Here is a 24,190-nt window from a genome sequence, read left to right as displayed (position 1 = left end):
CTCAAAAAATATGCTTAGATTTGGGTTCTACAATAAGTTGACCGCAAAAAATATGATGGAAGACCTGATAACTTATTGCAATAATTATAAAATTTTTGGAAAGAACACATCTTTTGTTGCATTCGAGGAGCCGGCCCCATACAAAGTATCGAAGTTTATAGAGAAGAATTCTGATCTATGCTTAAAAATTTGCGAGATTTTGACAACCGAGAATGACCTAAGTATATACAAAAAATATGTACAATCGTCTATGGGAGTTCTGCTTTCATGGCGAACCTATGTTTATAGTTTGCAATATCCCGTCTCATATAAACAGAATTAAGTAAGTTCTATATTTATGTTAACTTTCCAGCTTAAGTGTTTTTTCTAAGTCTTCTCTCTACAGAACAAAATGTATTCTCATTGTAGGAAAAAGGCCTGAACCTTTTGATATTATCACAAAATCTCCTTTTTTAGGAAAATATGGCGAACCCCAAAATAGAGAATGGACGCAATACTTCCTGCAAGATAATAATATTGAATCCCCACCTTGCCCATATCATATAATGGAGCACGATAATGACTAAATTTTCTAAAATTAAATTAAATAAAAATATCTATGATATATTCAAAATGATGCTTCCAGAGCAAGGATCAATAGAGATACAAAGAGATTTTCCAAAAAAAAATACACGATTGGCATATTCACCAGGTCGATGAAACTCTCTTAATTATAGAGGGTGAGTTAGATTTTTTCTATAGCGAAAAACATATAACCTGTACACCAGGAGATATTATACATCTACCTGCCAATACAAGGCACAAATCAATTGCGGCAGATGTAGGATGCATATATGCAATTGCTACAGAAAATCTCACTATTGGAGATATTAGAGATGGGTAACCGCACGCTCTTTAATGGATTCTTTCTCATACAGGATTTTATTCTTTTACTCCTGCCTCCCATAATGCGCCCATAGATTCTGCGGAAAATAAGGCTATGAAGTTTACGTCCTCTACCCAAACCAACGTGGAAACTTTTCAGAAACCGCATTTTACAGTACAAAATAGAACGTTATTCTTTAGGAAAAAAAATGGATCAAGCTTACCGGATTAAACAAAAAGGAAATAATTTTGTTTACAGCTTTATTGTCGAGCATTCACGAATGGATTCTGGTATTATCTCTATCTGAAATTCCCTACAAGCATGAAGCAGAAAAGTTATCAAGCATATTTAGTATACCTAATGAAAACTGCTATTACCATGCGTGATGGCTCTAAAATGTAGATGGATTTGAATTTTTAAATAATTTTTAACTCTTGCATCACTTTATTTCCATACTTTTTAAATAATATTCAATAACTTAAGTAAAATAAATATTTTTATTTTGGGTTTTGTTGTGTTGTTAATCTAAAGCATGTGAAGAGAATATATTAAAGAATTAAAATATTTATATATCGAAATTGAAGATGTCCTATTTTACCCAAAAAAGAACTATTATGACATAGGTGAATTTAGCTATTAATCTTTTGTTGCCAACAAGTGGTAAAATGATGCTGAATGTAGAAAAAATTGCATAAGAACCTTTAACAAAAATGATTAAAATTTAGATAGAATTACAAGGTATAAAATAGAATTTATTCCATCAGCGCTGCAATTTTTTCTGGTTAATTTATTCTACCAATATCATTAAAGCTTTCTTCTAATGACATCGTCTATCATTGGAAGGAGATATATGATTGTTTTTCGAATTGTGACAGCACAGAAATTTCGTGATTTATTTTGTCCATTAAAAGATGTTTGTTAGTTGAGTAAGTTAAAAAATACATAGCATTCCGTATAATGTAGTGTGTATGTATAAAACTTCTCAGGATGATCGTGTTATTTGGGAAAGATTTTACAGCAATTACGAGTATCTCTAGAATGAAAAGCACTGATTTTTAGAACAGAGAAAAACATTGATTATAACAGTTTATTAGGCTAAACGCAAAATATTATTCTAATAATTGATGGTTAATTGTAACGGGATAGTTTTTTGATAATCATAAAGAAAAAGGTATAGAGCGTGTTTCTTTTAGTTAAGGAAAAGTATTGCTCATTTTTCTTTCTAAAAGTAAGCAAATTCAAAGATAATTTTTTGTTCTTGTAGTGGTGAGAAAATAATTGTCGAAGTCAGTGAAGGGGAGATTCTAATAGATTGTTACAAAGTTTAATAAAAGTTGGAATACTTAAAAATTCTTAGTTCCTATGATGATTTAAGAATACCAGATTAGGATACGGAGAATTCAAGAGCTCAAAACTTTGTGATAATATTGGTTTAGAATTACATCTTGTTCATTCAGACGAGATGAGCCAATTATTATATGTCACAGAGACATATGGGTGGAAAATTTAAAAAAAGCTTATCCAGAATCTGACTTAAAGGTTATTGGAACTTTAGTAGTAAGATTGGCTTGGTCTCATGTTTCTCAAAAATTAGCAACCAATCTTGTTGTGACTAGACTAAATTTGGAAGATCTGCTCACTGAGCGTTTTTATAATATTATGAAATGATAAAAATATTAATATTTCTTCTTGTCCGGGACATCAAGCCGGTGCTATTTGTATTTATTATCCGTTGCACCATTGTCCGAAATATATTTTAAGTAGTTGTCACTTGAAATATGCCTTGGAAAATTATTTGGCAAGAGAGCGTACCTATATGTATTGGAAAGTAATTTCCTATTATTTGTCTCAATCTATGGGTACAACGTTGCCAAGTATAGAATTCATGCTGACAGATGACTTTCAAAAAATAAGTGCCTATAACGCATTTGAACTAAACTTTTATAAAAAACTGGAATTTAGTACCGAACCATATTCGACAATGGAGAAAATCATAAAATGGCTTGAGTCTCTGTTTAAGAGGGAGGAGGCTATTGCGTAATTCTGTTTTTCTTATGATTGTGATTGGTTGTTTGACGAGTTTTTGTGCTAGTGGTGTATTATCTATTGGCCTTTCTTTGTTACAATTCCAAGATACAACGGGAGAAGCGTCTGCTACTTTAAATGTCGTTAATTTAATCGCAATTGGAATTGCTGGCTTATGTTGGCGCACTATCAAGGCTTTATAATTGGGTTTTATAGTCAAATTATTGGCGCTTGTTTATTGTCTTTCTTATTATTTATGAACAATCCAGTACTTATTTTATTTGTATTTTTTTTACTTGCTCTCTTGATGGGGGCTGATAACCCAAATAACAATAGTGCCTTGAATCAGCTGATTCCAGCTCCCAAACAAAAAGCTGGAATTTTTGCATTTTACACTAGTTGCTGTCAGTTTTTTGTTATTATATCCCCATTGCTTATATATTTTATAATTGCGCATTTGGGGCACAAAATAGCCATAGCCTTTATTGTATTTATCTATCTTTTGAATGCCTGCTTATGGTTTCGTATAAAGTCTATACAACAACTAAACAGAGCAAAAGAGCTATTAAAAAAGCCATCTCAAAAAGCTTATGGAGTTGGGTTCAGGTGCCTTTGGCGGATTTCTGCGTTGCGTTTTTTAACGATTAATCGTATTTTGAATAATTCTCTCTATACGGGGCCTATTGTTTTATTGCCACTTGTTCTTGCTTCTATAACATCAGATAATATAAAATTTACAGCCATTCAAAATTCTATTTTTGCTTTGTCAGCACTGGGTTTTGTGATCAATGGTCTTATCTCATCTTATTATTTACGGAAATTTCCATCTTTAATTCGTTTTTTTGTATGGGGGGCACCGGCTTTTGCCGTGATCGCAATCTCTTTTGTTTTATATTTAAATTTTACTCAATATTCCCTTTATATTATGGGATTTTTATTAGGTATTGGGCAATTTTATTTTAGGGTATCGGGAATAACAATTGGACAAGCTATCACACCTAGTGAAAATTTAGCCGGGGTGATTTTGGCAGGCGATGCCAGTGTACGCATCATAACAGCTTTATTCTCTATTGTACTTTTATATGCAGGAAAATTTTTTTCATTTTCTATATTATACGTCCTGTGTGTATTTATAGGCTTTTGCGCCCCTTTATTTATTTTGCACGGACTATCTATTTACATACAAAGCTTAGAGATAAAAGAAAGCGCCGCATGAATGATGTTCAATTATTATATTACGTCAGCCTTTTTTTGATTATCGTATAGATAAAAATTTTGTACAAATATTCATGACATTAATTTTAAATAAACGCATTGCGTGAGAAAAGCTGAGGTATTCGTTACCTCTCATGTGGATAAAACGCATTTAGCCCGTTAATCAACGAAATTGCAAATAGCACTATGATCACCATTAATTCTAAAAGCTCTACCAGAAGTTAGTGATAATGGCAAAAATCCTTTAATGATATTTGAAGAGATCGTTTATGCTAGATCAGGTTATCTAAGATCGAGAGGAGAGGAGCTTAAAAAGTATAAAATTCATGGAAATTCAACAGCAATTTCTAGGTGTACATAATGATAAGCATAGATCGACGCGAACTGGTGAATTGCAAACAATAAAAAATCCTGCAAATGCTGAGCTTTTTAAACTATGTCATATCAAGCATATGAAAGTTCGTTTTAAATTAATGGCGGGGTATTGACCCCCTTTGAGTTCGAATCCTCTACACCTACTATTGAGTTGCAACAATAGTCGTCCTGAAAGATAACAAAATCAAGGTTTTTGTTGCTACGGTACTGAGGGTTTGCATTTCAAATACTGGGTAGCATGAACCCTTTAATGCAGATTACTACGGTACTATACCGAGGGTTCGAATCCTGCCTTGCCTTCATTGGAAACGGATAATCGCCGCAAAATATACGGTGATTAAGCCAGTTATTCACCGCAACGTGCTGTAGCTATTGCTGTCTTAATAATCGGAGCAACAGAATCTTTAGATATATTTCTGTCAGAGCAATATTTAGAATTAAGCCATTCAAGCAAAGGCTTTTGTCCCTTGCTTGAATTACATCCACAACAACAGAGCGCTATATTTTCCCGTGTGATTATGGATGCGTCATTAATGATATGCTCCCAACTTGCCGCCGTTTTTCTAGAAACGTTTACTGGCGTAAATTCTGACCTGCAATAGACGCAAATCTTATCACGATCCCGCACTTCTTTTTCCAACCAATCAGGAATGTTCCAGTTATTAGCCAAGGTTACTTCTCCTCGGAATTTGTTGCGTATCTCCAGAGGCTGCATACTCATCCAGCCAGCAGAATGTGTTGACCAGTTTCATCTGCTCTACAGAGTCGCATGGGATTTCCAGCAATTTTGGATTAGCGATCACGACCGCCAAACACTGTACGCGTGACACGGCAACATTCAAACGGTTCTTGCTGTAGAGAAACTCAATGTTGCGCGGCAGATCTTCGGCGCTGGATGTCACCATAGAAATCAGCACGATCGGCGCTTCTTGGCCTTGGAACTTATCAACGGTGCCGATCTTAGCATTGTCCGGCAGGATGGAGCGCAGATAATTGACCTGCACATTATATGGCGTGACCACAAGAATATCGTCCTCGGTGGATCGGGCGGATGCCATTACGGTCGGTAAACTCTTGGCCAAGCAAAGCATCATATTTGGTTTTGATGATCTCGCCTTCCTCAACGCTTTTTTGTGAGCAGCCTTCATGCTCTGCCGGGATCATGACAATCCCTGCATTGGGCAGATCAACGCCTTGCAGATTCAGGCCGCGCTCAGCAGTGCTTTTATGAGCAGTCAGGCGACCATCATAAAAGGCATCAGAAATAAACTAGCAGATGCTTGGACGCATACGGCGTGTCTGGCCAAGGAAGATGCCGCGCTCAGCCGGAATAGTGGAATAATTGCCCAACAAGAATTCCAGCACTGACAATCCAGCCTCGCCCGGATGAGTGCCTTGGATAGGCTGACCAAGCTGCATTTGATCTCCTACCAGAATGATATTCTTGGTCGCCGTGGCCATCGCCACCACATTGGCGGTAGCAACTTGTCCGGCCTCATCAATAAACAGGTAATCCAGCTAACCATCAAAGTGCGGGCTGGCAAATGTCCATGCGGTATCCGCAAACAGATCAGTGCCAAGGCTCATATTCTCGATCTTGGTTTCTGAGCGGATGAATTGCCCATCAAAGACGGTTTCATCATTACCGCTGCTGGTTTTTTTTGATGCCATGGAAGTTCCGGCCTTTTTCAGCGGCAACGCTTTCCACTTTTTCCAGCAAGTTGTGAATGGCCTTGTGCGAGTTGGAGGTAACGCCGATTTTCTTGCCGCGTTTGATCAGGTCCACAATGATATGGCTACTGGTATAAGTCTTACCTGCGCCCGGTGGACCTTGGATAAAGAGATAGCTGTTATCTAATGCCGCAATGGCTTCCAGCGCATCGCCTTGCAGATCATCAGAGGTGATAACCGCTTCGCCCGACTGCTTGCCCTGAATGCGTGGTACATTTCGCGCCAGTAGTTCTGTCGCGGCATGAGTGCCTTCTGACGCTTCCAGCACATGGTCGGCATAGCGGTAAATAGCGGAGCGGATGATCTTGCTGTCAATCGGTCCCGGTGGGCCAATTGATAGGCTTTCCGGCAATGGTTCTTTGCTGACCCCGCGCTTGATTTTGACAATGCAGGCATCTTCATCGATTTCAACAATCGTGCCTGCATTTTCCATGACAGCAATATCAACGGCCTGAGCGCCGACCTTCAGCTTGTATTACTGTGAAGGAAAGCAATCGCTGTATATCAGGGAACGCTTTTCAGGCTCGGGGCTGCCAACTTGCCGCAGGCCACCAAGGCACTCCGTATCGTCAACCAGCTCATCTTCAAATTTGTTCTGCCGTTCAAAGCTGCTCCACCATTGCGGCTTGGCTTCCCGATTATGAAACTCCCGCAGATGCGATAGCCGCTCATTGATCGGCGGTGGGTTATTCTCGATCACACCAAAGCGGGTTTGGTAATCCTCATATTCGATTTCCCAGTCCTTGCGCTGTAGCTTTTCTTCCTCGGCATATTCCGGAAGGCCCTTAAACCACGGCGCATCTTCCGGCTTAAGTGTCAGCAGCCAATCACGCAGCAAATGCGTGGAAACGCAATCCACCTCGTTATAATCAGGAATCTCTTGCAGCAATTCATCAGCACCTGTTTCACGCCATTCGTTGTAGACGATGATGCTATCGGCGGCGGGTCGCCACAGCATTGGCACGCTTGTCCATATAGAAGGTTTCCATGTTTTTGATGGAATAGCCGGGTTCAGAGGTGCGGATGCTTTCACGCACCACCAGATACATATCAATGAATTTCTGGTTGCGAAGCAGATTATCCAGCTGCTCTTCGCAGACCGCATAACGGCAGGCCAATCGTATCAGGGCTGTGGTTTCATAGTGGTTGTAATGATAGATATGGGCATGTGGGTGTTTAGCAAGATGATCAGCCAGAAAGCCCATGAAGCGCTTAAAGGTCTCTTTTTCTTCTTCATGGTCATGCGCCCAGAACGGAAGGAACAGCTCCTTGCCATCTTTGAAATAATACACCCCAAACAAATACTCCAAGCCATTCGGGTAAAGCGGATCGCCTTTCATATCAAAGAACAGGTCACCATTATCCGGCACTGGCATACGGGTAAAGCCCTTGCCTGGAGGAAACGGAATGATCTCGCATTTATTCTCCCCAGTGGTGGCTTTGTGGTGTTGCAGGACAGCTTGGGAGCGCAGGCGTAAAAATACATCACGGCTCAAATCAGGGATTTTGGTGTCAGGTGCAGTGGCGGCAAGCTCTGCAACGGTGCGGATACCAGCCTTCCGTAGCTTATCCATCTGTGAGCGCTGAATGTTGGCTACAAGGCTTAAATGGTCATCTTGCACCCACTGCGCTTTGCAGCCATCACGCCACGGGCAGAAATTGCAATGGCCACAAGGCTCAGGATATGAGTCTCCAGGCAGGTTTTGCAGATAGCTTTCAAAGCGGCCTTTGGCGCGGGTGTAGTAATAGAAAAAGTCAGCCACGCGGAAGCTGTGTTTTTCATGGTCGCCCAGAAACAGATGCATATCAGCCGGGCGCAATCCTTGCAGGTCAGTCAGCAGCTCAGAATAGACGCAAAGCTGCATGATATGCTTGGGCTCAGCCGTTCGCGCCAGTTTGGTATCCAGCACCTCATAGCTGAAATCCCCTAAGTCTGATGACGTATCGCACTTAATCAGAAAGTCAGCTTCACCCCGCCAAGGCGGCACAAAGAAAACGACCTGATAAATGACATCCGCACCGGACTGCATGGCCTCCAGTGTTAGCTGGGCACAATCTTGCAGATTGCAATCTTTAGGGATTTCAACGACGGATTTACCTTCGTCTTTAAACTGCTGGAGATACACCGCCTCATGTTCCAAGCCTTTTTGCTGCAGTAGCTGAGCTGTAGTGCTGGCTTCGGCCTTATCCATGCTCTCGCTCAGCGCCTTCACATCAAGGAAGCTCGCATGGTGACACCCCAAAAAGGTGACCAAGTCCGATGGTGAGTAGAGAATCTAATCGTTACCGTATTGCTGCACTTACATCCCTGCCATTTTTTATCATTGCCCTTGTGCTTATGAATATTTTAGAATATTTTACATCTTAATGACCAAATTATAAGTGAGAAGGCATGTCTGACGAGCACGATATTCTGACAGTTGAGGAAGTGGCCCGTTACTTAAAAGTAACAGAACGGCACGTCTATAAACTCCTTTCAGACAGGAAGATACCCGCGTTCAAAGTTGGTGGAGCTTGGCGTTTCAAACGAGAGCAGCTCGAAAAGTGGATAGAAGAAGGCGTTAACGAACAATCAAAAGAAAAAAGAACCAACAAAGATGATTGATATTTTTAAGACAAAATACAGCGATTGGAATTCTCTTGAAAGAACGCTTGAGGCTATTGGTGACAACAAAGCTAAAGGCGATGCGTTTGAATATTTCTGTTATTTTTATTTGAAGTTCTTATCTGACTTACATCAGATTAAAGAGATATATTGCCCAATTGTTGATAACCGTCCGTTTCCAAAGCATGTTGTTGATAAGCTTCGTCTGGAGAAAACAGACTATGGCATAGATGGAGTTTTTATCAACAACGCAGGAGATTATATCGCTTGGCAAGCCAAGTTCCGGTCTGGGCGAGCAGCACTTACATCACGCGAACTTTCAACATTTTGGGCTGAAGCAGAGTACGCTGATTACAGGTTTATTATTTCTAACACTCACATTCTGCCGAATGTAGCTCATAAAAAAACCGGGCATCTAAGTGCATTAGTTGACCGATTTACCTCTTTGGACGAAGACTTCTTTTCTTCTTTATATCAGTCTGCCATTTCTCAAAATATTCAAATTGAAAGAGATAAGAAGAGTCCTCGACCATATCAATCTGAGATACTTCAAGACATTATTTCTGGATTTTCATCAAGTGATCGAGGAAAGCTCATTGCGGCTTGTGGAATAGGAAAGACTCTCATCGCACTGTGGACCATTGAGCATCTTCAAGCTGACAACGTAATATTTTTTGCCCCAAGCCTGCAACTTGTTAGGCAAGCACTGGAGGAGTGGTCCGCTGAGTCTTCATCGCCATTTCAGTATTTGTGCGTTTGCAGTGATCAAACAGTTGATGCAGAAGTTGATAGCAATAACATTGATATAGGCGATATTGATATACCTGTGACTACCTCAGTAGAAGCTGTACGTAATTTTATTGCCCATCCTTCTAATAAAAAGAAGTTTATTTTTAGTACATATCAGTCTGCGGAAGTAATAAAGAATGCGCTATCCGAGAATGAAAATAGCTTTTCATTCGATATCGCTTTTTATGACGAAGCGCACAGAACTGCGGGAGTTTCAAACTCTCAGTTTAATATTGCTCTTGACGATGCTGCCATTAAAACAAAGAAAAAACTTTTTCTTACCGCTACAGAGCGCCTCGTTAGACCAAAACTAAGCTCAAAACTCGAAGAACATAATCTCTCTGTTTTTTCTATGAATAATAAAAGTATCTATGGTGATGTTTTTCACCGGCTTACTTTTGGTGAAGCAATAGAGAAAAATATTATCTCAGATTATCGCATTGTATTTACGGGAATTAGCAGTTCTGAATATAATCAACTTATAAAAAACAATGTTTATGTGACTGATGATAATAGTCATACAGAAACTGTTCAAAATATTTATAAAATAGCTTTGCTAAAGAAATCCATACAAGATCTTGGTTTAACAAAGGTTATATCATTTCACTCCAAGATTTCTGAATCTCGTGATTTTGCAAATCGCTTGTCTGCTGAGAGCTATTTTGGTGATAAAAAGACTGCTATTGCACACATCAACGGAGCCATGACTGCTCAAGATCGTGCTGAGATAATACAAAATTTTGAAGACTCAGAACTGGGCGTGATCACAAATGTTCGTTGCTTGACTGAAGGAATAGATATTCCTCTAATTGATGCTGTCTTCTTTGCTGACCCTAAAGGTTCAATGATTGACATTGTGCAGGCTGTCGGTCGTGCTGTAAGACAGAAATTTGGAGAAACAGGCAGGCTTTCGTATATAATCGTTCCTGTGTTACTCGATCAAGAAGGTGAAGATGTACTTTCTGGAGCTGGATTTGAAGCTTTATTTAATCTCATTCAAGCTATGCGAGATCAAGATGAAGCTCTTGCAGAATGGATCGATTCAATCAATTTGTCTGCTGCAAAAGGTCGAATAAAAGGTAGTAGTTCTGTTCCGGGAAAAGTAGTTATAAATCTGCCAACGGAATTGAACACTTCGGACTTTGAAGATGCGCTTTTGCTACGAATTGCAAACGTAAACAAAAACCCAACGGGTAGCATAGGTGTCGGTAGTAAACTTGGAAAAAATGAAAGAAAAGGCGACTTCACACGTATTTTTAAGACACTTTGTGACTATACACCAATAAAATTAGAAGAAAGCTTAATAACTCCTACATTTGAAATTATCACTGATAACCCTGATGCAATATACACATCAAAAGAGATCAGAATAAACAATAACAATGTATCTCACTGTAAAAGGGTCGGCTTCCTTCATGAAGTAGAGAGAAACAAATACCAATTAAGTAAACTAGGCCTTTTGTACAAGCAAGGCCATATAAGCTTTTTAGACGCTCTTAGAAACCAGTTTCTTTTGTACAGGGAAGAACATAAAGACGGTATTCTCTTTCCATATAGGGAGGCGATTAGCTTCATGCTTGAAATAAAGAGCCTGAACTACATCCAGTTTTTGTACAGCTTATTTTCAATTCAATTCAATGATGGAAAGCCTGATTTAGAACTTGCAATATCGGTTGCCAAGGAAATAGAAGCTGCATACCCTAATATTTTGCTTACAAACGAAGCAAATAAAAATGAGATACTTAAAGACTTAAATTCAAGATATGAAAAGGCTTTTTCGTACAATAATGTATGGACAGATCGTACTACAGCTGGAAACCAGTATCGGTACCTTATGCGGCACCTAGAAATCTTTGATGAGTGCTTTACCTCAAATAAAAATATCTTCTTGATAATAAAGGAAAAAGAAGCGTTCCTAGCGTCACTCCTTGCGGAGTCAGAAAAACACATACATAAAGATTATGGAGATACGCTATGGGTGAAATAAATCAAAAAAAATATTTTAGCAAACATTTAAAGTCACTTGGTCACACTCCGATTTATAAAATGCATAAATATTTCGCGAGAAGACCTCACAATGTATTTCGTGAACTCATCGACTTTTATACGAAGGAAGGTCAAATAATTTTTGATCCATTTGGTGGAGGGGGCGTCACCTTAATTGAAGGGTTAACTCTTAATCGAAAAATTGTTTCGACCGATGTTAATCCGGTAGCCTCTTTCATCCAGTATTGCCAAATTTGTGACGTTGATGCCGCTAAAATTCTTTCTTATGCACTTGACCTTAAGAAAATGGTTAAAGGTCATTTTGAAGATTCTTTTACAACAAAATGCGGAAACTGCAAAAACGACAAGGCACATGTTCGTTGGATAGAGCATGCATATTTAATAAAGTGTCCACATTGTAGCAAAAACACGTCCTTTCGTAATGACAATAAAGCGCTTAACGATGCTGGAAAACCAAAGAATGGCATATATGTCTGCGACCATTGCAGCTCAAATATTAAAGCAGCAGACGCTCCCAGAATTTCCAGTGAAATAATTAGCTTAAGATATCGATGCAAGAAATGCGGAGCACATGATGCAAAGGAACCGTCTAGAGACGATATTGAGAAACATAAACAATATAGGGAAAACCTAGAGAAATTAAAAACTAGTTTAGGACTTCATTTTCCTGATTTTGAAATTCCGGCTGAATGGGACCGACAACAGGAAGATTGTCTTCATAGAAAAGGCTTTGTGAAATTTACGGATTTTTTCACCCCAAGAAACCTTTTGATTTCGGCGAGCTTTTTTGAAATGGCCAAGAAGCTTAAAATTCAAAAAGATATGAGTGATCCCGAGTATGATTTTTTAATATTTATATTGAGTTCATTAATCAGGTACACCAACAACATGAACTTCTCAACTTCATCTTGGATGGATGGAAGACCTGTTGCGTGGGCAAAGCATGCGTTTTGGATACCAAATCAATTTATTGAAGCCAATCCATTTGAATATTTTGACAATAGATTAAAGGCGATCAAGTCTGGCCTAAAAGATCGAGATTCTAGATTTAATTCAAAGAAAAATACTCTGAACTTCTCAGACCTTGAAAAGGGCTCTGCGGACTTCATGGTGCAATGCGTGGATTCAAAACAGGTCGATATCCCAGATGGTTCTGTCGACATGATTATAACTGATCCACCATATGGAAGTAATGTCCAATATGGTGAATTGTGTGCTTTTTGGCAGGTCTGGTTAGAAGGCAGAACCAAGTTTCCACTTCCAGAGAATAAGCTTGCCTCTGAAGCCGTTGTTCACAGAAAAACAAAAGATAAAACCTACCAGAAAGATTTTTCCGATTACTATGAACTTTTACTCGGCGTTTTTCAAAAATGTAACAGAGTATTAAAATCAGACGGTTGCTTGGTTTACACCTTTAACAATAAAGATATTAGAGCATGGTATGCCGTTATCAAAGCAACCTTGGATGCAGGATTTCATATTGAACCGGAAGGGATTTTTTACCAAGAAGCCATTCATGCTTATCGAGATACGGCGCACCTCCGTCACGATGGAACTCCACAGGGTGATTTTATTTATACATTCAGCAAGAAAAGTCTGCCTAATGAGAAAGACTATAATGGCAGTTTCAATGAATGTCTCAATGATACGATGTTAAAGCTTCAAGAAAAAGACTGCAGTGTGTCATTCGGGGAATTTTTAGTTGAGCTTTATGCTAACTCGGCCCTTTGCCTAATACGTCAGATTAAAGATGGAGCAAATATTGAGGATATCGAAAACGAATTTAATTCGATGTCGCTAGAAAAAGCCTATGCGCGGATAGATCTAAGAACTAATCAAGAAACGGAGGGCTTAGCGGATGTTGCAGCTTGCTAAATCAGAAAATCAAACACGTTTGATATGGTCGGATTTGGAAGATACATTTTCGTCTACAGAACTCTGTAAATCTTTAGAAGATCTAGAAGAAAAATATAATGTTTCAAATGAAGAATCTTTCTTTAAAAAACTAGTTAACACTTCTGTTTCAAAATTACAGCCATACCACAGGTGGGTTAGATACCGCGAAGGTTATGCAGGAGATCTTGTTAAAGAAATTTTATCCAGATACCCAAACGTTTCTGGCGGTATTGTTCTTGATCCCATGTGCGGCTCAGGTTCAACCTCTGTAGCAGCGTCAGAGCTAGGCATTTCATCTGTCGGCCTAGACGTTAATCCTTTCGCAATATTATCTACAGAAGTCAAATCTTACGCTTTATCTACAGGTGAACTGCAGAAACTTCATAAGATAATAAATAATTGGAATAAATGTACTGACCATGAAAAATATGAATACAACGAATATGAGGATCAAATTAGTAAATATTTTGATCAAGGCAACTTTACTGAACTTGTTAAAATAAAGCGTCGCATTCACGAAGAATCAAATAAACGCATATTCAACATTTTGAATTTTTGTTTATTAGCAATTTTGGAGGACTGTTCTAATCGAAAACGTGATGGTAACGGGCTGGCAACAAGACCTTCACCTGTAGGTGACGTTAAAAAGCGTTTCTTGGACCAGCTGCAACTAATACTGATTGATTATGAAGAGAACCCACACAATGAGGACAGTTTAGCACGTGGCGTAGAATTTGATGCAAGAAAGTTGAGTTTAAGTGCTATATCTGGCGATCACGCTGGCTCTATTATATTTTCTCCGCCCTATGCAAATTCATTCGATTATTTTGAATCATATAAGCTGGAAATTGTTTTTGGAGAATATTCTCTACTAAGCAAACTTGGCAAATACAGGGAAAGGCTTGTACGAAATTATAGAATTAAAAAGTCTGCTGAAAAAACAACTGATATTGATTTAGTTGATACGCTGTGTGTTGAAATCGAAAAAAAGATTCCTGAAAAAGAGAAAATGACTGGCAAGCGTGACATTCGTACACGTCTCGTGCCGGGTATGCTTCGATCATATTTTTATGATATGCGAACAATTATTGAAAACTGCTACGATGTTTTATTAAAAGGCGGATTTATGCACATCGTTGTCGACCAAAGTGCTTATGTAGGAATACCCATACCCACAGATACACTCCTAGCTAAGATAGCAGAAGATACAGGTTTCAAAGTAAGGGAAATGATTGTTTGCCGAGGAGCTAGCACATCTGGCCAGCAGCTGAAAATGAACCCAAGACTCAAAGAGCTGCTTAGAGAAACAATAATTGTACTAGAAAAACCACTCTAGTGTATTTGATAAAGCAAGCATTCGGCATACCTACGCCGAACTAGCCCTTTGAGCTTACGTCTGCCCGCCCAAACCCAGCGCATGAACTGTTCTGGTACTTCGGCGTATTCCTCACGATTGATTTTACGGCGCAGTGTTGAACGCTGGAGTGCTCCGCCGCCAAGATTGTAGGTGAATAACACTAGCGCATCGAATTGGCCATCTGTCAGCGGCACATTGATTAAGTGCAAGACGGCACGCTTTGCGATCGTGGCATCTTGGCGCAAGAGTTCTTCAGCCTGTGTTTCATCAATGCCTGCCGAAAAGTCCTCGTCGTTTTTCACAACATGGCCATAACCGATTGTGGGATAGCCAGCCGGGCAAAAATAAACGGTTCGAGAGAAGCCCTCGAACCGTTTGATCAGGTCCAATTCGTTTTGTGTGATATGTCTCATTTTTCCAGTGTTCCTATAACTTTAAGGTTCTTGCTCCCATATTCAAAAACGCCATGCCATTGCTCTTGCCCGAGGACTTCTTTGCGCTCAATCATCAGCATAAAGCGGTCAATGCCGTATTTGCTTGGCCGTGGCGTAATCTTCCAGTGCGTACTAAGCTTTACGGGCCAGTGTGGTGGCCATTTTCTTGACCGTGTATTCAAAAGCATCGAGCAGTGCTTCGAGCTCTGCATCGGTACACTTCTCATTTTGAACATCTTCAATCACGGCCTTGTAAAATAGTTTGCTCATGGTGTTATCTCCCTATTTTCAATTACTTTTTACACTTACAGTAACGCTTCATTCCGGGCGCTTATCAAGTGAATAAGATCTTGTTTTTCAAGGATTTGAGCGGAACTTGGCTAAGGCACGTTGATCAAACCAGAAGGACATGACAGCGGCAAATAATGCCTGTGTTTCAGCATCCCACAGGGCGATCAGTCCGTCGGTAATTCCGACACCCTGATCCAATAACTTGAACAGTGCAGCGGTTTTGACGGTGGCGAACAGAATGAAAAACGCATAGGTGATAATCGGGCGAACAGATGCACGCAGAGCCTCAACCCATTTCACCCCACTGGGCTGGCTGGCATGAGCATAGAGCGCTTTGCTTTCTGCCACATCGGCCTGCACCTGTATTTCTTCAAGACGCTGCGTATGGCCTTGACGTTGCGCTTCCATATAAAGCTCACGGATGGCAGACAGGCGCTTGTAAATGGCGCTTTGTTCTTTATCCAAAGCCTGTGCGGCAAAGGCCAGATCATCCAGAGTGGCCTCATGGATAGGTTTGGTGGTGTCTTCTTCTATGGCACCAAGTGCCGGGATTTGAATAAATGCCGAAACATATTTGGCGTAAAGGCTGTCTTTAATCAGCTTTTGTAACGATGGTTTAAACATGAAACCTCCTTGATTTCGTAGGTTAAAATTTGCTCTTTGGTCATGTCGTTTCGGCTGCCGGATTCTGACGCCGCCCAAAGAGCAAAGCGGTCGCGGTATTTCCTGCTTCAGGTCTTGTATTTCCGCGAGAACCCAGCATGTTTTCTTGCCTTCAAGGAGTTACTTACCGAGAGGGCTCAAAAACTGTCGGCGGCTCAGTGCAGATATTCCGCAAAGCCACGCTCCTTCAGCGATCCGCGAAGTTCGGACAGCGTCCCGTAGAGGGTTGAGCGTGGGGTTTTGGTTTTGCGTGAGATTTCACTGATGCTGAGCGTTCGCAGATCAACCAGCAGAAACACCAGATGCGGCGGCATCTGCTGAACAGCTTGTTCAAGGTCAATCTGAAGGTCGCGGTTGGTCAGGTCTTCGGTTGCAGGGTCAGGCAGAGCGTTGTCGTCGCCGTCCTTATCCTCAAGCCACGCATCAAGTGAAAAATCACTGATGCCGGACCCACGTTTTTGGGCGCGGGCGGCCTCAATGAGGCTGGCACATTTGTGGTTGAGGATGCGGTCAACAAAGGTCGACCATTTTGCTTTTTCAGGAACATAAGTCTGCTTGCGGAATAAATAATCCAGCATCAACTCTTGCTCGAGGTCCTCGACTTCTACGCCATGAATGGCGGAGTGCCGCATCAGGCTGCGTGCGTGATAACGGACTTGGTTTACGACATAAGGATAGATGCCTTCATAGTTGTTTTTGCTCATGGTTTTCGTCTCCAGTTGCGGTTAGCCGCCACGCGGGCGGGTCAACTGGGACTGGCGAAAACTCACTGGAGACCCTGAAAATCGGTGCGTTACTCAAGGCGCAAAAACAAAAAAGCCCCGCATGCCGGGGCTTTGGTGGGTGTAAATTTTTTTGAAAAAATTTCAAGGTGGTCGGTGAAATTTCACCGAAGGGAGATTAGGCAAATCCAAAATGCTTTAATTGCTCATCCCAAATATCGGGAAATGGGGTTTGTATATCCTGCAGGCTTAACTGGCGCGGCTGCATGCCATCCAAGATGGCCTTTTTGATCTGGGGAGCAAGTTGATTGAGGCGCAGTATCCGCGACATATAAGAGGTGTTGATCTGGCGTTGGCGTGACATGTCATCAATGGATTTATAGCGCCCCGTATCAAGCAGGTTTTGCCAGTAATAAGCTTTGGCCAAGGCCGTTACGAATGTTTCGTCTTGCTTGGGTGCTTCTTGTGGCGGGGTCATTTGGTAGCCTGCGGGCAAAATAATCATTTTCTTGCCACCATATTTCTTGATCCGCATTGGCACCCGGATTGAAATGGTGTTGTTCGCCATCATTTTTACGCATTTATCCATGCTTTCTCCTCCAGTTTTTTTGTTGAAATGCCTTGCAGCCGCTTGTCTTGCTCGTCCAATTCCCGAGCCAAACTATCCATGCCTGCAACCCTGATCCGGATATCGACAAATTCATAATTGACGATGACTTTTTCAATCATCAGCTCAAGGATGCGTTGTTTTTCAGCAGGATAAAGTTCTTTCCAGATCGGGACGATGTCATTCAGGTTGCTGTAAACCTCATGCTCCGTGATGGTCTCATCCTCTTTTTGTGCTTCGCGCCACGTTTCCATGATCATCTCCGGCGAGGCAAAAACAGCTTGAAGCTGATTCAATATCAATGCCTCCGTTTCATTGGCGCTGACATTGCGAACCTTGCAATCCGGGTTGATACTTTTGCGGTAATGTTCACAGGTGTAATAGCGATAAAGCCTGCCACCTTTTTTACGGGTATGACTTGCCACCAATCCACATTCGCATTCACCGCACTTCAAAAGCCCCATCAAAATGGCCTTGGTTTTCTTCCGCGTGATTGCGCCTCGGTTGATGGTATTTTCTTTCATGGTGGCGCGGACTTTATTCCACGTATCCATATCGATGATGGCTGGATGGCGGCCTTCGTAGATTTTATCTTTATGTTTGATTTTTCCGATATAGATGGGGTTTTGCAGAATCTTATAAAGGCCGCCTTTATCCATTGCTTTACCACCGATAACACGTCCGTTTTTGGTTGTGCGCTTTTTGCTTAATACCCCCATGCGCGGCAACATCTTTGCCATTTCCGTGGGCGACTTGGTCATCAAAAATAGATCGAATATTTTGCGGATACCCTCAGCCTCATCGGGCTCAATCACAAGCTCACGGTTTTTGACCACATAGCCCATAGGTGTGACACCCCCATCCACATGCCTTTGCGTTTGGAGGCTGCCAATTTATCGCGGATACGTTCGCCGATCACTTCACGTTCAAATTGGGCAAAGCTGAACAGGATGTTCAGCGTCAATCGGCCCATTGATGTGGTGGTGTTGAATTGCTGAGTAACGGAAACGAAGGACACTTTGTGCTCGTCAAACAGATCAATCAGTTTGGCAAAATTAGCCAAGGAGCGTGACAAGCGGTCAACCTTGTACACGACAACTGTATCAATCAGGCTGCTTTTGATGTCGTCCATAAGGCGTTTTAAAGCTGGGCGATCCATATTGCCGCCTGTAAAGCCGCCATCATCGTAATTATCGGGAAGCTGGAACCAGAGCCTTCATGCTTTTGTGAGGCGATGTAGGATTCACAAGCTTCTCGCTGAGCATCAAGGCTGTTGAACTCCATGTCTAAGCCTTCCTCGGTGGATTTGCGCGTATAAATCGCGCAGCGTTTTTTCGGTGTGGTTGTGCTCAATGTTTGTCTCTTTGTGCTTTGTTGTTTAATCCGAAGAAGGCGGGTCCAGACCAGCTGCTGCCTGTAATGGCCAGTGCAACCTTGGACAGGCTTTTGTATAGGCAGCCTGCATATTCATAACCTTCCTCAAAATGGTGACCTGATATTCGATGCCCTTATATTCCCGCACCAGTTTGATACCGGAGATGGGCCGCTGATATTGTGTCTTGCGTTTCGGCTTGGCTTTTTTGCCAGAGCCGAATAAATCATTGGACTACTATTCGATCCGGTTCTCAATCTGTGGATCAACGCCGTAAGCAAGCTCCTGCAGGCGATAAGCCAGTCTGCGGACAATGTGGCTTTTATGGCCACCGGGTGGTTCGTCCTGATACACATCCCGCCATAAAGCCTTTAAGTCGGATAACGGCATATTTGGGAGCGCCGCCACACGCGCCAGAAGTGTTTTATCCATTCTTCACTTCCTACGATTCTGCTTTTTTCTTTTGCTTCAAGCACAGGCGTTGCCAGCCCAAGCCGACAATATGGGCGACTTCCTTTTGCCGATCTGCATCGGACACAAGTCCGGCAGGAAGTTGGCCCAGCTTGATTTGTAATCGCTCCCGTTCGGTGAGCTCTTTGTTTTCATGACTCATCAGGAACTCCTTGGTTTTTTGGTTCTTCGTCATGGACATGAATGCTTGGAAAAAACCTGAAGTCCAATGAATTAGAGGGATGTGTTGGCTCGAACTGACGGTTCAGGCGTATCTTGCGACGCAGGATGCCAAGTGTCAGCAAATGCACTACCTCATTGCGGCAATCTCGTTCATTTATTAGGTTTGGAGAAAGTGAAGACATGGCGAACCTCCTTGAGAATTATTGCGTTGTTCAAGGAGTTACTTACTGAAATGACTTGAAAACTGTCGGTTCAGTCAATGCTGTGCATTGAATCAAATTAGTCTTGTGAAAATCATAAGCCTAATTTATATTAGGTTGTTAATTAAAATATAGTTGAAGTTTGAAAATGTCAATTTTGCTCAAAGATATATGGCCGATTGAAAATTTGGCCGACTATAAAATTCACTTTGCGAGATACAACCAGCACTCGCAGCCGCTAGAGGTATGGGGAAGAAGCAAAGAAGAATGGCAAGGCTGGCAGGAATACTGGCCGGGCCGCAATGATTTTAACAGGCCGCTTATTTTCTCACTCATGCAATTTCACTACGAAACCGACATCTGGCTGTTCGGTGGTGTATTCAGAGTATTGGAGAAACATGCAGACCGCTATGAGGTTGAGCTTACTGATTTGGGCAAAGAGTTTATTGGGCGTCTGAAAATCCGATCATCTTATCGCAACCGCACGACTAGGACCAATATGGAGCCACATTACCATAAGTTTGAAGTGCAAGAGATTTTGCGTGAGCCATATTCCGGTAGAGCATTCTGCGGATACGATAAAATAGACTTATCATTTGAAGAGCTCGAAGTCTTGATCAAGAATGACAGGCCAGATTGGAAAACAGCACTAGAATGCGTTAAGGGTATTTACCCGATTACCGATACGCATACGGGAAAACGCTACATCGGCTCTGCTTATGGTGATCAAGGCATATGGTCACGATGGAAGTGTTACATTGAAACGGGTCATGGGGGAAACAAAGGCATTCATGATATGATAAACAAAGCGGGAATTGATTACTGCCGTTCTCATTTCCGTTTTGCGTTGCTTGAGCAGCGGCTTAGCACCCCCCCCCCGATGAAAAAATACTGGAAAGAGAAGTCTTCTGGAAACGCATTTTGCTCACAAGAGGCGAGCAAGGGCTTAACCATAACTGAGTGTAAGATGGATAGATTAACACAAGCACAACAGAGTTTATTACAGGCCATTGAGCGCCTGAAACGTGCCATGGAGATGTCGCCCACGGTACAAGAGCTTGCTGTGGAATTAGGGGTGAAAGCACCCAGTGTGTTTGAAGGGCTCAAGCGACTGGAAGATAAAGGCTATATTCGCAGACAGGCGCGAAAAGCGCGGTCCATCGAAATCCTCTATGCACAAACACCGGATAAGACCAACCTGACGGCTGTTCCTGTTTTGGGAATGGTTGCGGCTGGCCAACCGATTCTTGCTCTTGAAAACAAGATTGGTCAGGTCATGGTGCCGAATAATGTTCTACGCGGGAAGTGCTTTGCGCTCAAAGTGCACGGCGACAGCATGATCGATGCTGATATTTTCGAAGGAGATTACGTTGTTGTGCGCCAGCAATCTATTGCTGAAAACAGCGATATTGTGGTGGCCATGGTTGGCGAAGAGGCCACTGTAAAGCGGCTGAGTATTGAAGGGGAGCGTATTGAGCTGCGCCCTGAAAATCAGAAACGAAAACCCATCATCATAGGACAACAGGATGAACTTAAAATAATTGGGAAGGTCTTACACGTCTGCTCGGGTGTTGACACCGAGGCCCTCCTAGACGAACCCCAAGGAGGATAACTACATGAGCACCTATAATTTACGACGTTTTGCCCAACCTGATGTTTTGAAACACATCGAACAAGATAATCTGATTACTTTTCTTAAACGGTATGAAAGCTACCTGACCGGACGCGGGTTCAGCTTTGAACTGAATGAAGATAATGAGCTGGATTTTGAAACGCTCTGCCAAGTTCTGATGAATCCATCAGAGGATATGGACATTGAATTCGTTGAAGCCTTGTTTTTCATTCAAGAAATGTCCGATGGTGAACATTTTGAAGAGTTGAGTGAACAGGCTGAAGCCAATAATATTGACACGCATGAAGATTCAACAGCAGCTGATTTGGCCTTAGCATTATGGCTGCACGATCCCGAGCTTTTAAAGCGTCCTCACGCAGAGGCGATGATCCTCAAGCCAAAATCATTCATGTATTTCCAGTCTGATCAAAAGTCCCCTGATACGTTTACTCTTCCAAAATCAGAAACCATGCGAACGCTGGAAGCTGATATGGACGCTTGGTTTTTGAAAAATAAACGCGGCACTGACTGTCGAATTTTGCCTGTCAGCGCAGAGGACGAAGACAAGACATACTTCCTGATCCGTCATGGCATGCCGTTTAAGCGTGAGGGCAAGATTGAATCTGGACAATCCAAGACCATTTTTTACCGCCCAGAGTTTCATGACGTGATTGTCTATGATCGTGCCAATAATGAACTAGCCGTCTTTAATAAGTCCGGTGCCAAGAAAGAGCGCACCATGTATTTAGATTTGTTCAGCCAACATCTCTTCGGTCAGGCTGAATATTTCCCCGGCGCAGAAAAATATACATTGCAGCCACTGATCGATAACGGCGTTGATGCTTTGGCTTGTGCCGATATTGATGGGCTGGAAGATATAAAGCTGGTAGAAATCCAGCACCAGTTTCTTGGACCGTATAATGACAAGCAGACGCTACGCTCAAATGATGTGTTTGCGTCCTTAGCCTCAAGAGATCGTGAATTCCCGAACTTTGGCAGACTAGTCTCAGCCAGTTTTTCGGTGAAATTTGAAAATGCCAAACGTCCACGCATGGTCAAGGTGCGAACACCGAATATGGCCAACTTTGATCGCAAGGAAGATTCTCACCTGATTGAAACATGGCTGCGGAAACGTGGCTTTGTAAATGAGCAGAAAGAGGAAGAAGACAGCAAACAACCCGTAGCACATCAGGAGAGTCATGACGCCGTATCAATCGCCGCCATGGCGTAAACTCACAGAGCTTTCTGGTGGCAAGGGTGTAAAAGCTGAATGGCTAGACTTTCCAGAAGAATTGCTTGCCATCACCAATGAGCAGGCATCTGCCATTCCCTGTAATGGCCGAGCTGGGTGCTACATGAATGTCGTGCAACATGGGTCTAGCGATATTGTTGGCATCTGCACATCAGATACCAAGCAGTGCGACCGACGCACGCTCAAAAAATCAGAACTGGCGCTGTATCGCATAGATCATAAAAAGCTGGCGACCAAAATTGCTGAGGCCATTGGTTTTACTGAGGAAAATGAAAAGATCACGGGCCAAACGGCTCTTTGGAAATTTGGTGTGCTCAATCCGCAAGCCGAGCATAGCTTTCCTGTCTATTGCTTTTTGGGCCAGACATCCTCGCAGTTGGATAAAATTGTCAATCAGCTTTGCATGGCTGATCAGACGTTTCTGTTAATTGCCTCCACCAGCAGTCTTATCAGCACTGCCAGCTCTGACGCAAGCATCAGGCATAAATCCAAGCTCATCGGCATAAATGATGTGCTCGTCGTTGATGCTGCAGGCAAGGTCACGGCGAGAGATAGCGCTCAAACCATCATCTCCAATTGGTTGGAAACGGTGTTGCCGAAATCAGCTAAACCGGGATCTGAGTACCAATTCCCGACACCAGCAGGCGCAACATGGGAGCAGTTTGTGTTCGAATTTACCGCAACAGAGATGTTGTCAGTGACATGCGGACAAACTCAGAAACGTCTGGAACCTGAGCATCTGAAGATGAAAGATCAGAGATCTGGAAAAAGAACGAACCAGTGGACACTCCTATTGGTTCTTGCAAAAACCGGGGGAAGCCTCTCGTGGCAGGATAGCGATGCAGATGATAAGCTAAAAAAGCAGAAGCAGGAATTAGCAAACAAACTCAAACAGACCTTCGGCCTTTCTGAAAACCCGCTTCGATGGTTGCGTAAAGAGAAGTGCTATAAAGCCCGCTTCATCATTCGCGCAGATGATAATGTCCTGCGTCAGCTCACTGGTTGACAATGCTAGGCATAGACTGCTGCGAACTGGTCAATTGCCAAACCCTTGATTTCCCATGACTAAAAGCTCCGTACTTCGTTTTTCCAAGTACGGTGTTTTTCAGGAAAGGGGCATATATAGGAGAAAAATTAGAGAAAAACGGGGTGTTTTTATAGAGAGGAAGTCAATTGCAAATAGCGAAAAAGCCCGCAAATGCTGGGCTTTTGAGGCTATGCCATATAAGGCATATGAAAGTTCGTTTTAAATTAATGGCGGAGAGAGAGGGATTCGAACCCTCGATATGGTTTCCCATATACACGCGTTCCAGGCGTGCGCCTTCAACCACTCGGCCACCTCTCCAGAAGTTCGCACTATACCCAGAAAGAAATAACGTGCAAGTCTAAACTATACATTCAAAACCCAAAAAACAAATTCATTTATTAAAGTAAGAGCTTTTATCTGTTGAATAACAAGCACATCCCTTCTTTTTAAGAAAAAACTTTTTTCGTGGATAGGTTTGTAGAATACAATAATGAGAATAAAAAGATTGTCAC

Annotated in this window: 32 protein-coding genes, 1 tRNA gene and 1 pseudogene; 16 read left to right on the top strand and 18 right to left on the bottom strand. The window is 42.0% G+C overall.

Features of this window, described 5'->3' with window-relative positions; all coding sequences use genetic code 11:
• Positions 1 to 10: 10 nt before the first annotated feature.
• The 8 genes and pseudogenes from ACFINI_RS01330 to ACFINI_RS01295 all read left to right on the top strand — a co-directional run bounded on the left by ACFINI_RS01330 (position 11) and on the right by ACFINI_RS01295 (position 4,593).
• Positions 11 to 322, top strand: a complete 312-nt coding sequence (locus ACFINI_RS01330; protein WP_375645442.1) for a hypothetical protein — start codon at positions 11 to 13, stop codon at positions 320 to 322.
• Positions 237 to 566, top strand: a pseudogene (locus ACFINI_RS01325) (YqcI/YcgG family protein). Before ACFINI_RS01330 ends, ACFINI_RS01325 begins: the two are co-directional and overlap by 86 nt.
• On the top strand, positions 559 to 699 hold the full coding sequence (locus ACFINI_RS01320) for a hypothetical protein (RefSeq protein WP_375632724.1): 141 nt from the start codon (positions 559 to 561) through the stop codon (positions 697 to 699). Before ACFINI_RS01325 ends, ACFINI_RS01320 begins: the two are co-directional and overlap by 8 nt.
• Positions 653 to 883, top strand: a complete 231-nt coding sequence (locus tag ACFINI_RS01315; protein ID WP_375645456.1) for a cupin domain-containing protein — start codon at positions 653 to 655, stop codon at positions 881 to 883. The genes ACFINI_RS01320 and ACFINI_RS01315 overlap by 47 nt, the downstream gene beginning before the upstream one ends.
• Before the next feature lie 1,479 nt (positions 884 to 2,362).
• Complete coding sequence (locus ACFINI_RS01310) at positions 2,363 to 2,533, top strand: hypothetical protein (RefSeq protein ID WP_375611449.1); 171 nt, start codon at positions 2,363 to 2,365, stop codon at positions 2,531 to 2,533.
• A gap of 365 nt (positions 2,534 to 2,898) precedes the next feature.
• On the top strand, positions 2,899 to 3,093 hold the full coding sequence (locus ACFINI_RS01305; protein ID WP_375645441.1) for a hypothetical protein: 195 nt from the start codon (positions 2,899 to 2,901) through the stop codon (positions 3,091 to 3,093).
• On the top strand, positions 3,066 to 4,106 hold the full coding sequence (locus ACFINI_RS01300) for an MFS transporter (RefSeq protein ID WP_375645440.1): 1,041 nt from the start codon (positions 3,066 to 3,068) through the stop codon (positions 4,104 to 4,106). The genes ACFINI_RS01305 and ACFINI_RS01300 overlap by 28 nt, the downstream gene beginning before the upstream one ends.
• Positions 4,107 to 4,431: 325 nt before the next feature.
• On the top strand, positions 4,432 to 4,593 hold the full coding sequence (locus tag ACFINI_RS01295; protein ID WP_375645439.1) for a hypothetical protein: 162 nt from the start codon (positions 4,432 to 4,434) through the stop codon (positions 4,591 to 4,593).
• Positions 4,594 to 4,826: 233 nt separating this feature from the next.
• Here the strand turns inward: ACFINI_RS01295 and ACFINI_RS01290 are convergent, their stop codons facing one another.
• Both ACFINI_RS01290 and ACFINI_RS01285 read right to left on the bottom strand, forming a co-directional pair.
• Positions 4,827 to 5,150, bottom strand: a complete 324-nt coding sequence (locus tag ACFINI_RS01290) for an HNH endonuclease (RefSeq protein ID WP_375612865.1) — start codon at positions 5,148 to 5,150, stop codon at positions 4,827 to 4,829.
• On the bottom strand, positions 5,143 to 5,628 hold the full coding sequence (locus ACFINI_RS01285) for an AAA domain-containing protein (protein ID WP_375639582.1): 486 nt from the start codon (positions 5,626 to 5,628) through the stop codon (positions 5,143 to 5,145). The genes ACFINI_RS01290 and ACFINI_RS01285 overlap by 8 nt, the downstream gene beginning before the upstream one ends.
• Here ACFINI_RS01285 and ACFINI_RS01280 point away from each other — a divergent pair.
• The gene (locus ACFINI_RS01280; protein ID WP_375645438.1) at positions 5,627 to 5,848 is read left to right on the top strand and encodes a hypothetical protein; all 222 of its coding nucleotides are present in this window, start codon (positions 5,627 to 5,629) and stop codon (positions 5,846 to 5,848) included. The two genes, ACFINI_RS01285 and ACFINI_RS01280, sit on opposite strands and share 2 nt — an antisense overlap.
• A 150-nt stretch (positions 5,849 to 5,998) precedes the next feature.
• Here ACFINI_RS01280 and ACFINI_RS01275 read toward each other — a convergent pair whose 3' ends face one another.
• The 4 genes from ACFINI_RS01275 to ACFINI_RS01260 are packed head-to-tail and all read right to left on the bottom strand — an operon-like array spanning position 5,999 to position 8,424.
• The gene (locus ACFINI_RS01275) at positions 5,999 to 6,151 is read right to left on the bottom strand and encodes a hypothetical protein (protein WP_375639586.1); all 153 of its coding nucleotides are present in this window, start codon (positions 6,149 to 6,151) and stop codon (positions 5,999 to 6,001) included.
• The gene (locus ACFINI_RS01270) at positions 6,123 to 6,644 is read right to left on the bottom strand and encodes an AAA domain-containing protein (protein ID WP_375645437.1); all 522 of its coding nucleotides are present in this window, start codon (positions 6,642 to 6,644) and stop codon (positions 6,123 to 6,125) included. The genes ACFINI_RS01275 and ACFINI_RS01270 overlap by 29 nt, the downstream gene beginning before the upstream one ends.
• Before the next feature lie 42 nt (positions 6,645 to 6,686).
• Complete coding sequence (locus tag ACFINI_RS01265; protein ID WP_375645436.1) at positions 6,687 to 7,169, bottom strand: ribonuclease H-like domain-containing protein; 483 nt, start codon at positions 7,167 to 7,169, stop codon at positions 6,687 to 6,689.
• Positions 7,144 to 8,424 (bottom strand): TM0106 family RecB-like putative nuclease, encoded by a 1,281-nt coding sequence (locus tag ACFINI_RS01260; protein ID WP_375645455.1) that lies wholly within the window; start codon positions 8,422 to 8,424, stop codon positions 7,144 to 7,146. Before ACFINI_RS01260 ends, ACFINI_RS01265 begins: the two co-directional genes overlap by 26 nt.
• 179 nt (positions 8,425 to 8,603) lie before the next feature.
• Here ACFINI_RS01260 and ACFINI_RS01255 point away from each other — a divergent pair, with 179 nt between their 5' ends.
• From ACFINI_RS01255 to ACFINI_RS01240, 4 genes are read left to right on the top strand one after another with little or no spacing between them, the layout of a single operon-like run.
• Positions 8,604 to 8,816, top strand: coding sequence for a helix-turn-helix domain-containing protein (locus tag ACFINI_RS01255; protein WP_375612860.1), 213 nt, complete (start codon positions 8,604 to 8,606; stop codon positions 8,814 to 8,816).
• Positions 8,809 to 11,592: a DEAD/DEAH box helicase family protein gene (locus tag ACFINI_RS01250; protein WP_375645435.1), complete on the top strand. Its 2,784-nt coding sequence runs from the start codon at positions 8,809 to 8,811 to the stop codon at positions 11,590 to 11,592. Before ACFINI_RS01255 ends, ACFINI_RS01250 begins: the two co-directional genes overlap by 8 nt.
• On the top strand, positions 11,580 to 13,487 hold the full coding sequence (locus ACFINI_RS01245; RefSeq protein ID WP_375645434.1) for a DNA methyltransferase: 1,908 nt from the start codon (positions 11,580 to 11,582) through the stop codon (positions 13,485 to 13,487). The genes ACFINI_RS01250 and ACFINI_RS01245 overlap by 13 nt, the downstream gene beginning before the upstream one ends.
• Positions 13,471 to 14,844 (top strand): DNA methyltransferase, encoded by a 1,374-nt coding sequence (locus ACFINI_RS01240; protein ID WP_375645433.1) that lies wholly within the window; start codon positions 13,471 to 13,473, stop codon positions 14,842 to 14,844. Before ACFINI_RS01245 ends, ACFINI_RS01240 begins: the two co-directional genes overlap by 17 nt.
• On the opposite strand, the gene ACFINI_RS01235 is transcribed toward ACFINI_RS01240, so the two are convergent.
• From ACFINI_RS01235 to ACFINI_RS01185, 11 genes are all read right to left on the bottom strand, one after another.
• Positions 14,841 to 15,278 (bottom strand): lysozyme, encoded by a 438-nt coding sequence (locus ACFINI_RS01235; protein WP_375645432.1) that lies wholly within the window; start codon positions 15,276 to 15,278, stop codon positions 14,841 to 14,843. The genes ACFINI_RS01240 and ACFINI_RS01235 overlap by 4 nt on opposite strands.
• 153 nt (positions 15,279 to 15,431) lie before the next feature.
• Complete coding sequence (locus ACFINI_RS01230; RefSeq protein ID WP_375645431.1) at positions 15,432 to 15,569, bottom strand: hypothetical protein; 138 nt, start codon at positions 15,567 to 15,569, stop codon at positions 15,432 to 15,434.
• Positions 15,570 to 15,656: 87 nt separating this feature from the next.
• On the bottom strand, positions 15,657 to 16,214 hold the full coding sequence (locus ACFINI_RS01225; protein WP_375645430.1) for a hypothetical protein: 558 nt from the start codon (positions 16,212 to 16,214) through the stop codon (positions 15,657 to 15,659).
• Between the two features lie 194 nt (positions 16,215 to 16,408).
• Positions 16,409 to 16,957 carry an RNA polymerase sigma factor gene (locus ACFINI_RS01220; RefSeq protein WP_375645429.1) on the bottom strand — a complete coding sequence of 183 codons (549 nt, stop codon included), beginning with the start codon at positions 16,955 to 16,957 and terminating at the stop codon, positions 16,409 to 16,411.
• 196 nt (positions 16,958 to 17,153) lie between these two features.
• Entirely contained in the window at positions 17,154 to 17,564 is a 411-nt protein-coding gene (locus ACFINI_RS01215; protein WP_375645428.1) for a hypothetical protein, read from the bottom strand.
• Positions 17,549 to 18,427 (bottom strand): recombinase family protein, encoded by an 879-nt coding sequence (locus tag ACFINI_RS01210; protein WP_375645427.1) that lies wholly within the window; start codon positions 18,425 to 18,427, stop codon positions 17,549 to 17,551. Before ACFINI_RS01210 ends, ACFINI_RS01215 begins: the two co-directional genes overlap by 16 nt.
• Positions 18,394 to 18,741, bottom strand: a complete 348-nt coding sequence (locus ACFINI_RS01205) for a recombinase family protein (RefSeq protein ID WP_375629542.1) — start codon at positions 18,739 to 18,741, stop codon at positions 18,394 to 18,396. Before ACFINI_RS01205 ends, ACFINI_RS01210 begins: the two co-directional genes overlap by 34 nt.
• Entirely contained in the window at positions 18,723 to 18,935 is a 213-nt protein-coding gene (locus tag ACFINI_RS01200) for a hypothetical protein (RefSeq protein WP_375645426.1), read from the bottom strand. Before ACFINI_RS01200 ends, ACFINI_RS01205 begins: the two co-directional genes overlap by 19 nt.
• The gene (locus tag ACFINI_RS01195) at positions 18,932 to 19,081 is read right to left on the bottom strand and encodes a DUF2924 domain-containing protein (protein ID WP_375645454.1); all 150 of its coding nucleotides are present in this window, start codon (positions 19,079 to 19,081) and stop codon (positions 18,932 to 18,934) included. The genes ACFINI_RS01200 and ACFINI_RS01195 overlap by 4 nt, the downstream gene beginning before the upstream one ends.
• Positions 19,082 to 19,191: 110 nt before the next feature.
• Positions 19,192 to 19,386: a DUF2924 domain-containing protein gene (locus ACFINI_RS01190; RefSeq protein ID WP_375645425.1), complete on the bottom strand. Its 195-nt coding sequence runs from the start codon at positions 19,384 to 19,386 to the stop codon at positions 19,192 to 19,194.
• A gap of 10 nt (positions 19,387 to 19,396) precedes the next feature.
• Positions 19,397 to 19,567 (bottom strand): hypothetical protein, encoded by a 171-nt coding sequence (locus ACFINI_RS01185; protein WP_375645424.1) that lies wholly within the window; start codon positions 19,565 to 19,567, stop codon positions 19,397 to 19,399.
• 368 nt (positions 19,568 to 19,935) lie between these two features.
• Between ACFINI_RS01185 and lexA the strand changes: the two genes are divergently transcribed.
• Genes lexA through ACFINI_RS01170 form a run of 3 tightly spaced genes read left to right on the top strand, consistent with a single transcriptional unit; the run spans position 19,936 to position 23,657 of the window.
• Positions 19,936 to 21,399, top strand: a complete 1,464-nt coding sequence (gene lexA / locus ACFINI_RS01180; protein WP_375645423.1) for a transcriptional repressor LexA — start codon at positions 19,936 to 19,938, stop codon at positions 21,397 to 21,399.
• Between the two features lie 4 nt (positions 21,400 to 21,403).
• Positions 21,404 to 22,630 (top strand): hypothetical protein, encoded by a 1,227-nt coding sequence (locus tag ACFINI_RS01175; RefSeq protein ID WP_375629530.1) that lies wholly within the window; start codon positions 21,404 to 21,406, stop codon positions 22,628 to 22,630.
• Entirely contained in the window at positions 22,599 to 23,657 is a 1,059-nt protein-coding gene (locus ACFINI_RS01170) for a hypothetical protein (protein ID WP_375645422.1), read from the top strand. Before ACFINI_RS01175 ends, ACFINI_RS01170 begins: the two co-directional genes overlap by 32 nt.
• Before the next feature lie 249 nt (positions 23,658 to 23,906).
• Here the strand turns inward: ACFINI_RS01170 and ACFINI_RS01165 are convergent.
• Positions 23,907 to 23,996, bottom strand: a tRNA-Ser gene (locus ACFINI_RS01165).
• Positions 23,997 to 24,190: the final 194 nt, after the last annotated feature.

It is taken from the genome of Bartonella sp. AA56HLJMS (assembly GCF_042197145.1).
Classification (GTDB): domain Bacteria; phylum Pseudomonadota; class Alphaproteobacteria; order Rhizobiales; family Rhizobiaceae; genus Bartonella.
This window is presented reverse-complemented; position numbering and strand designations above follow the sequence as displayed.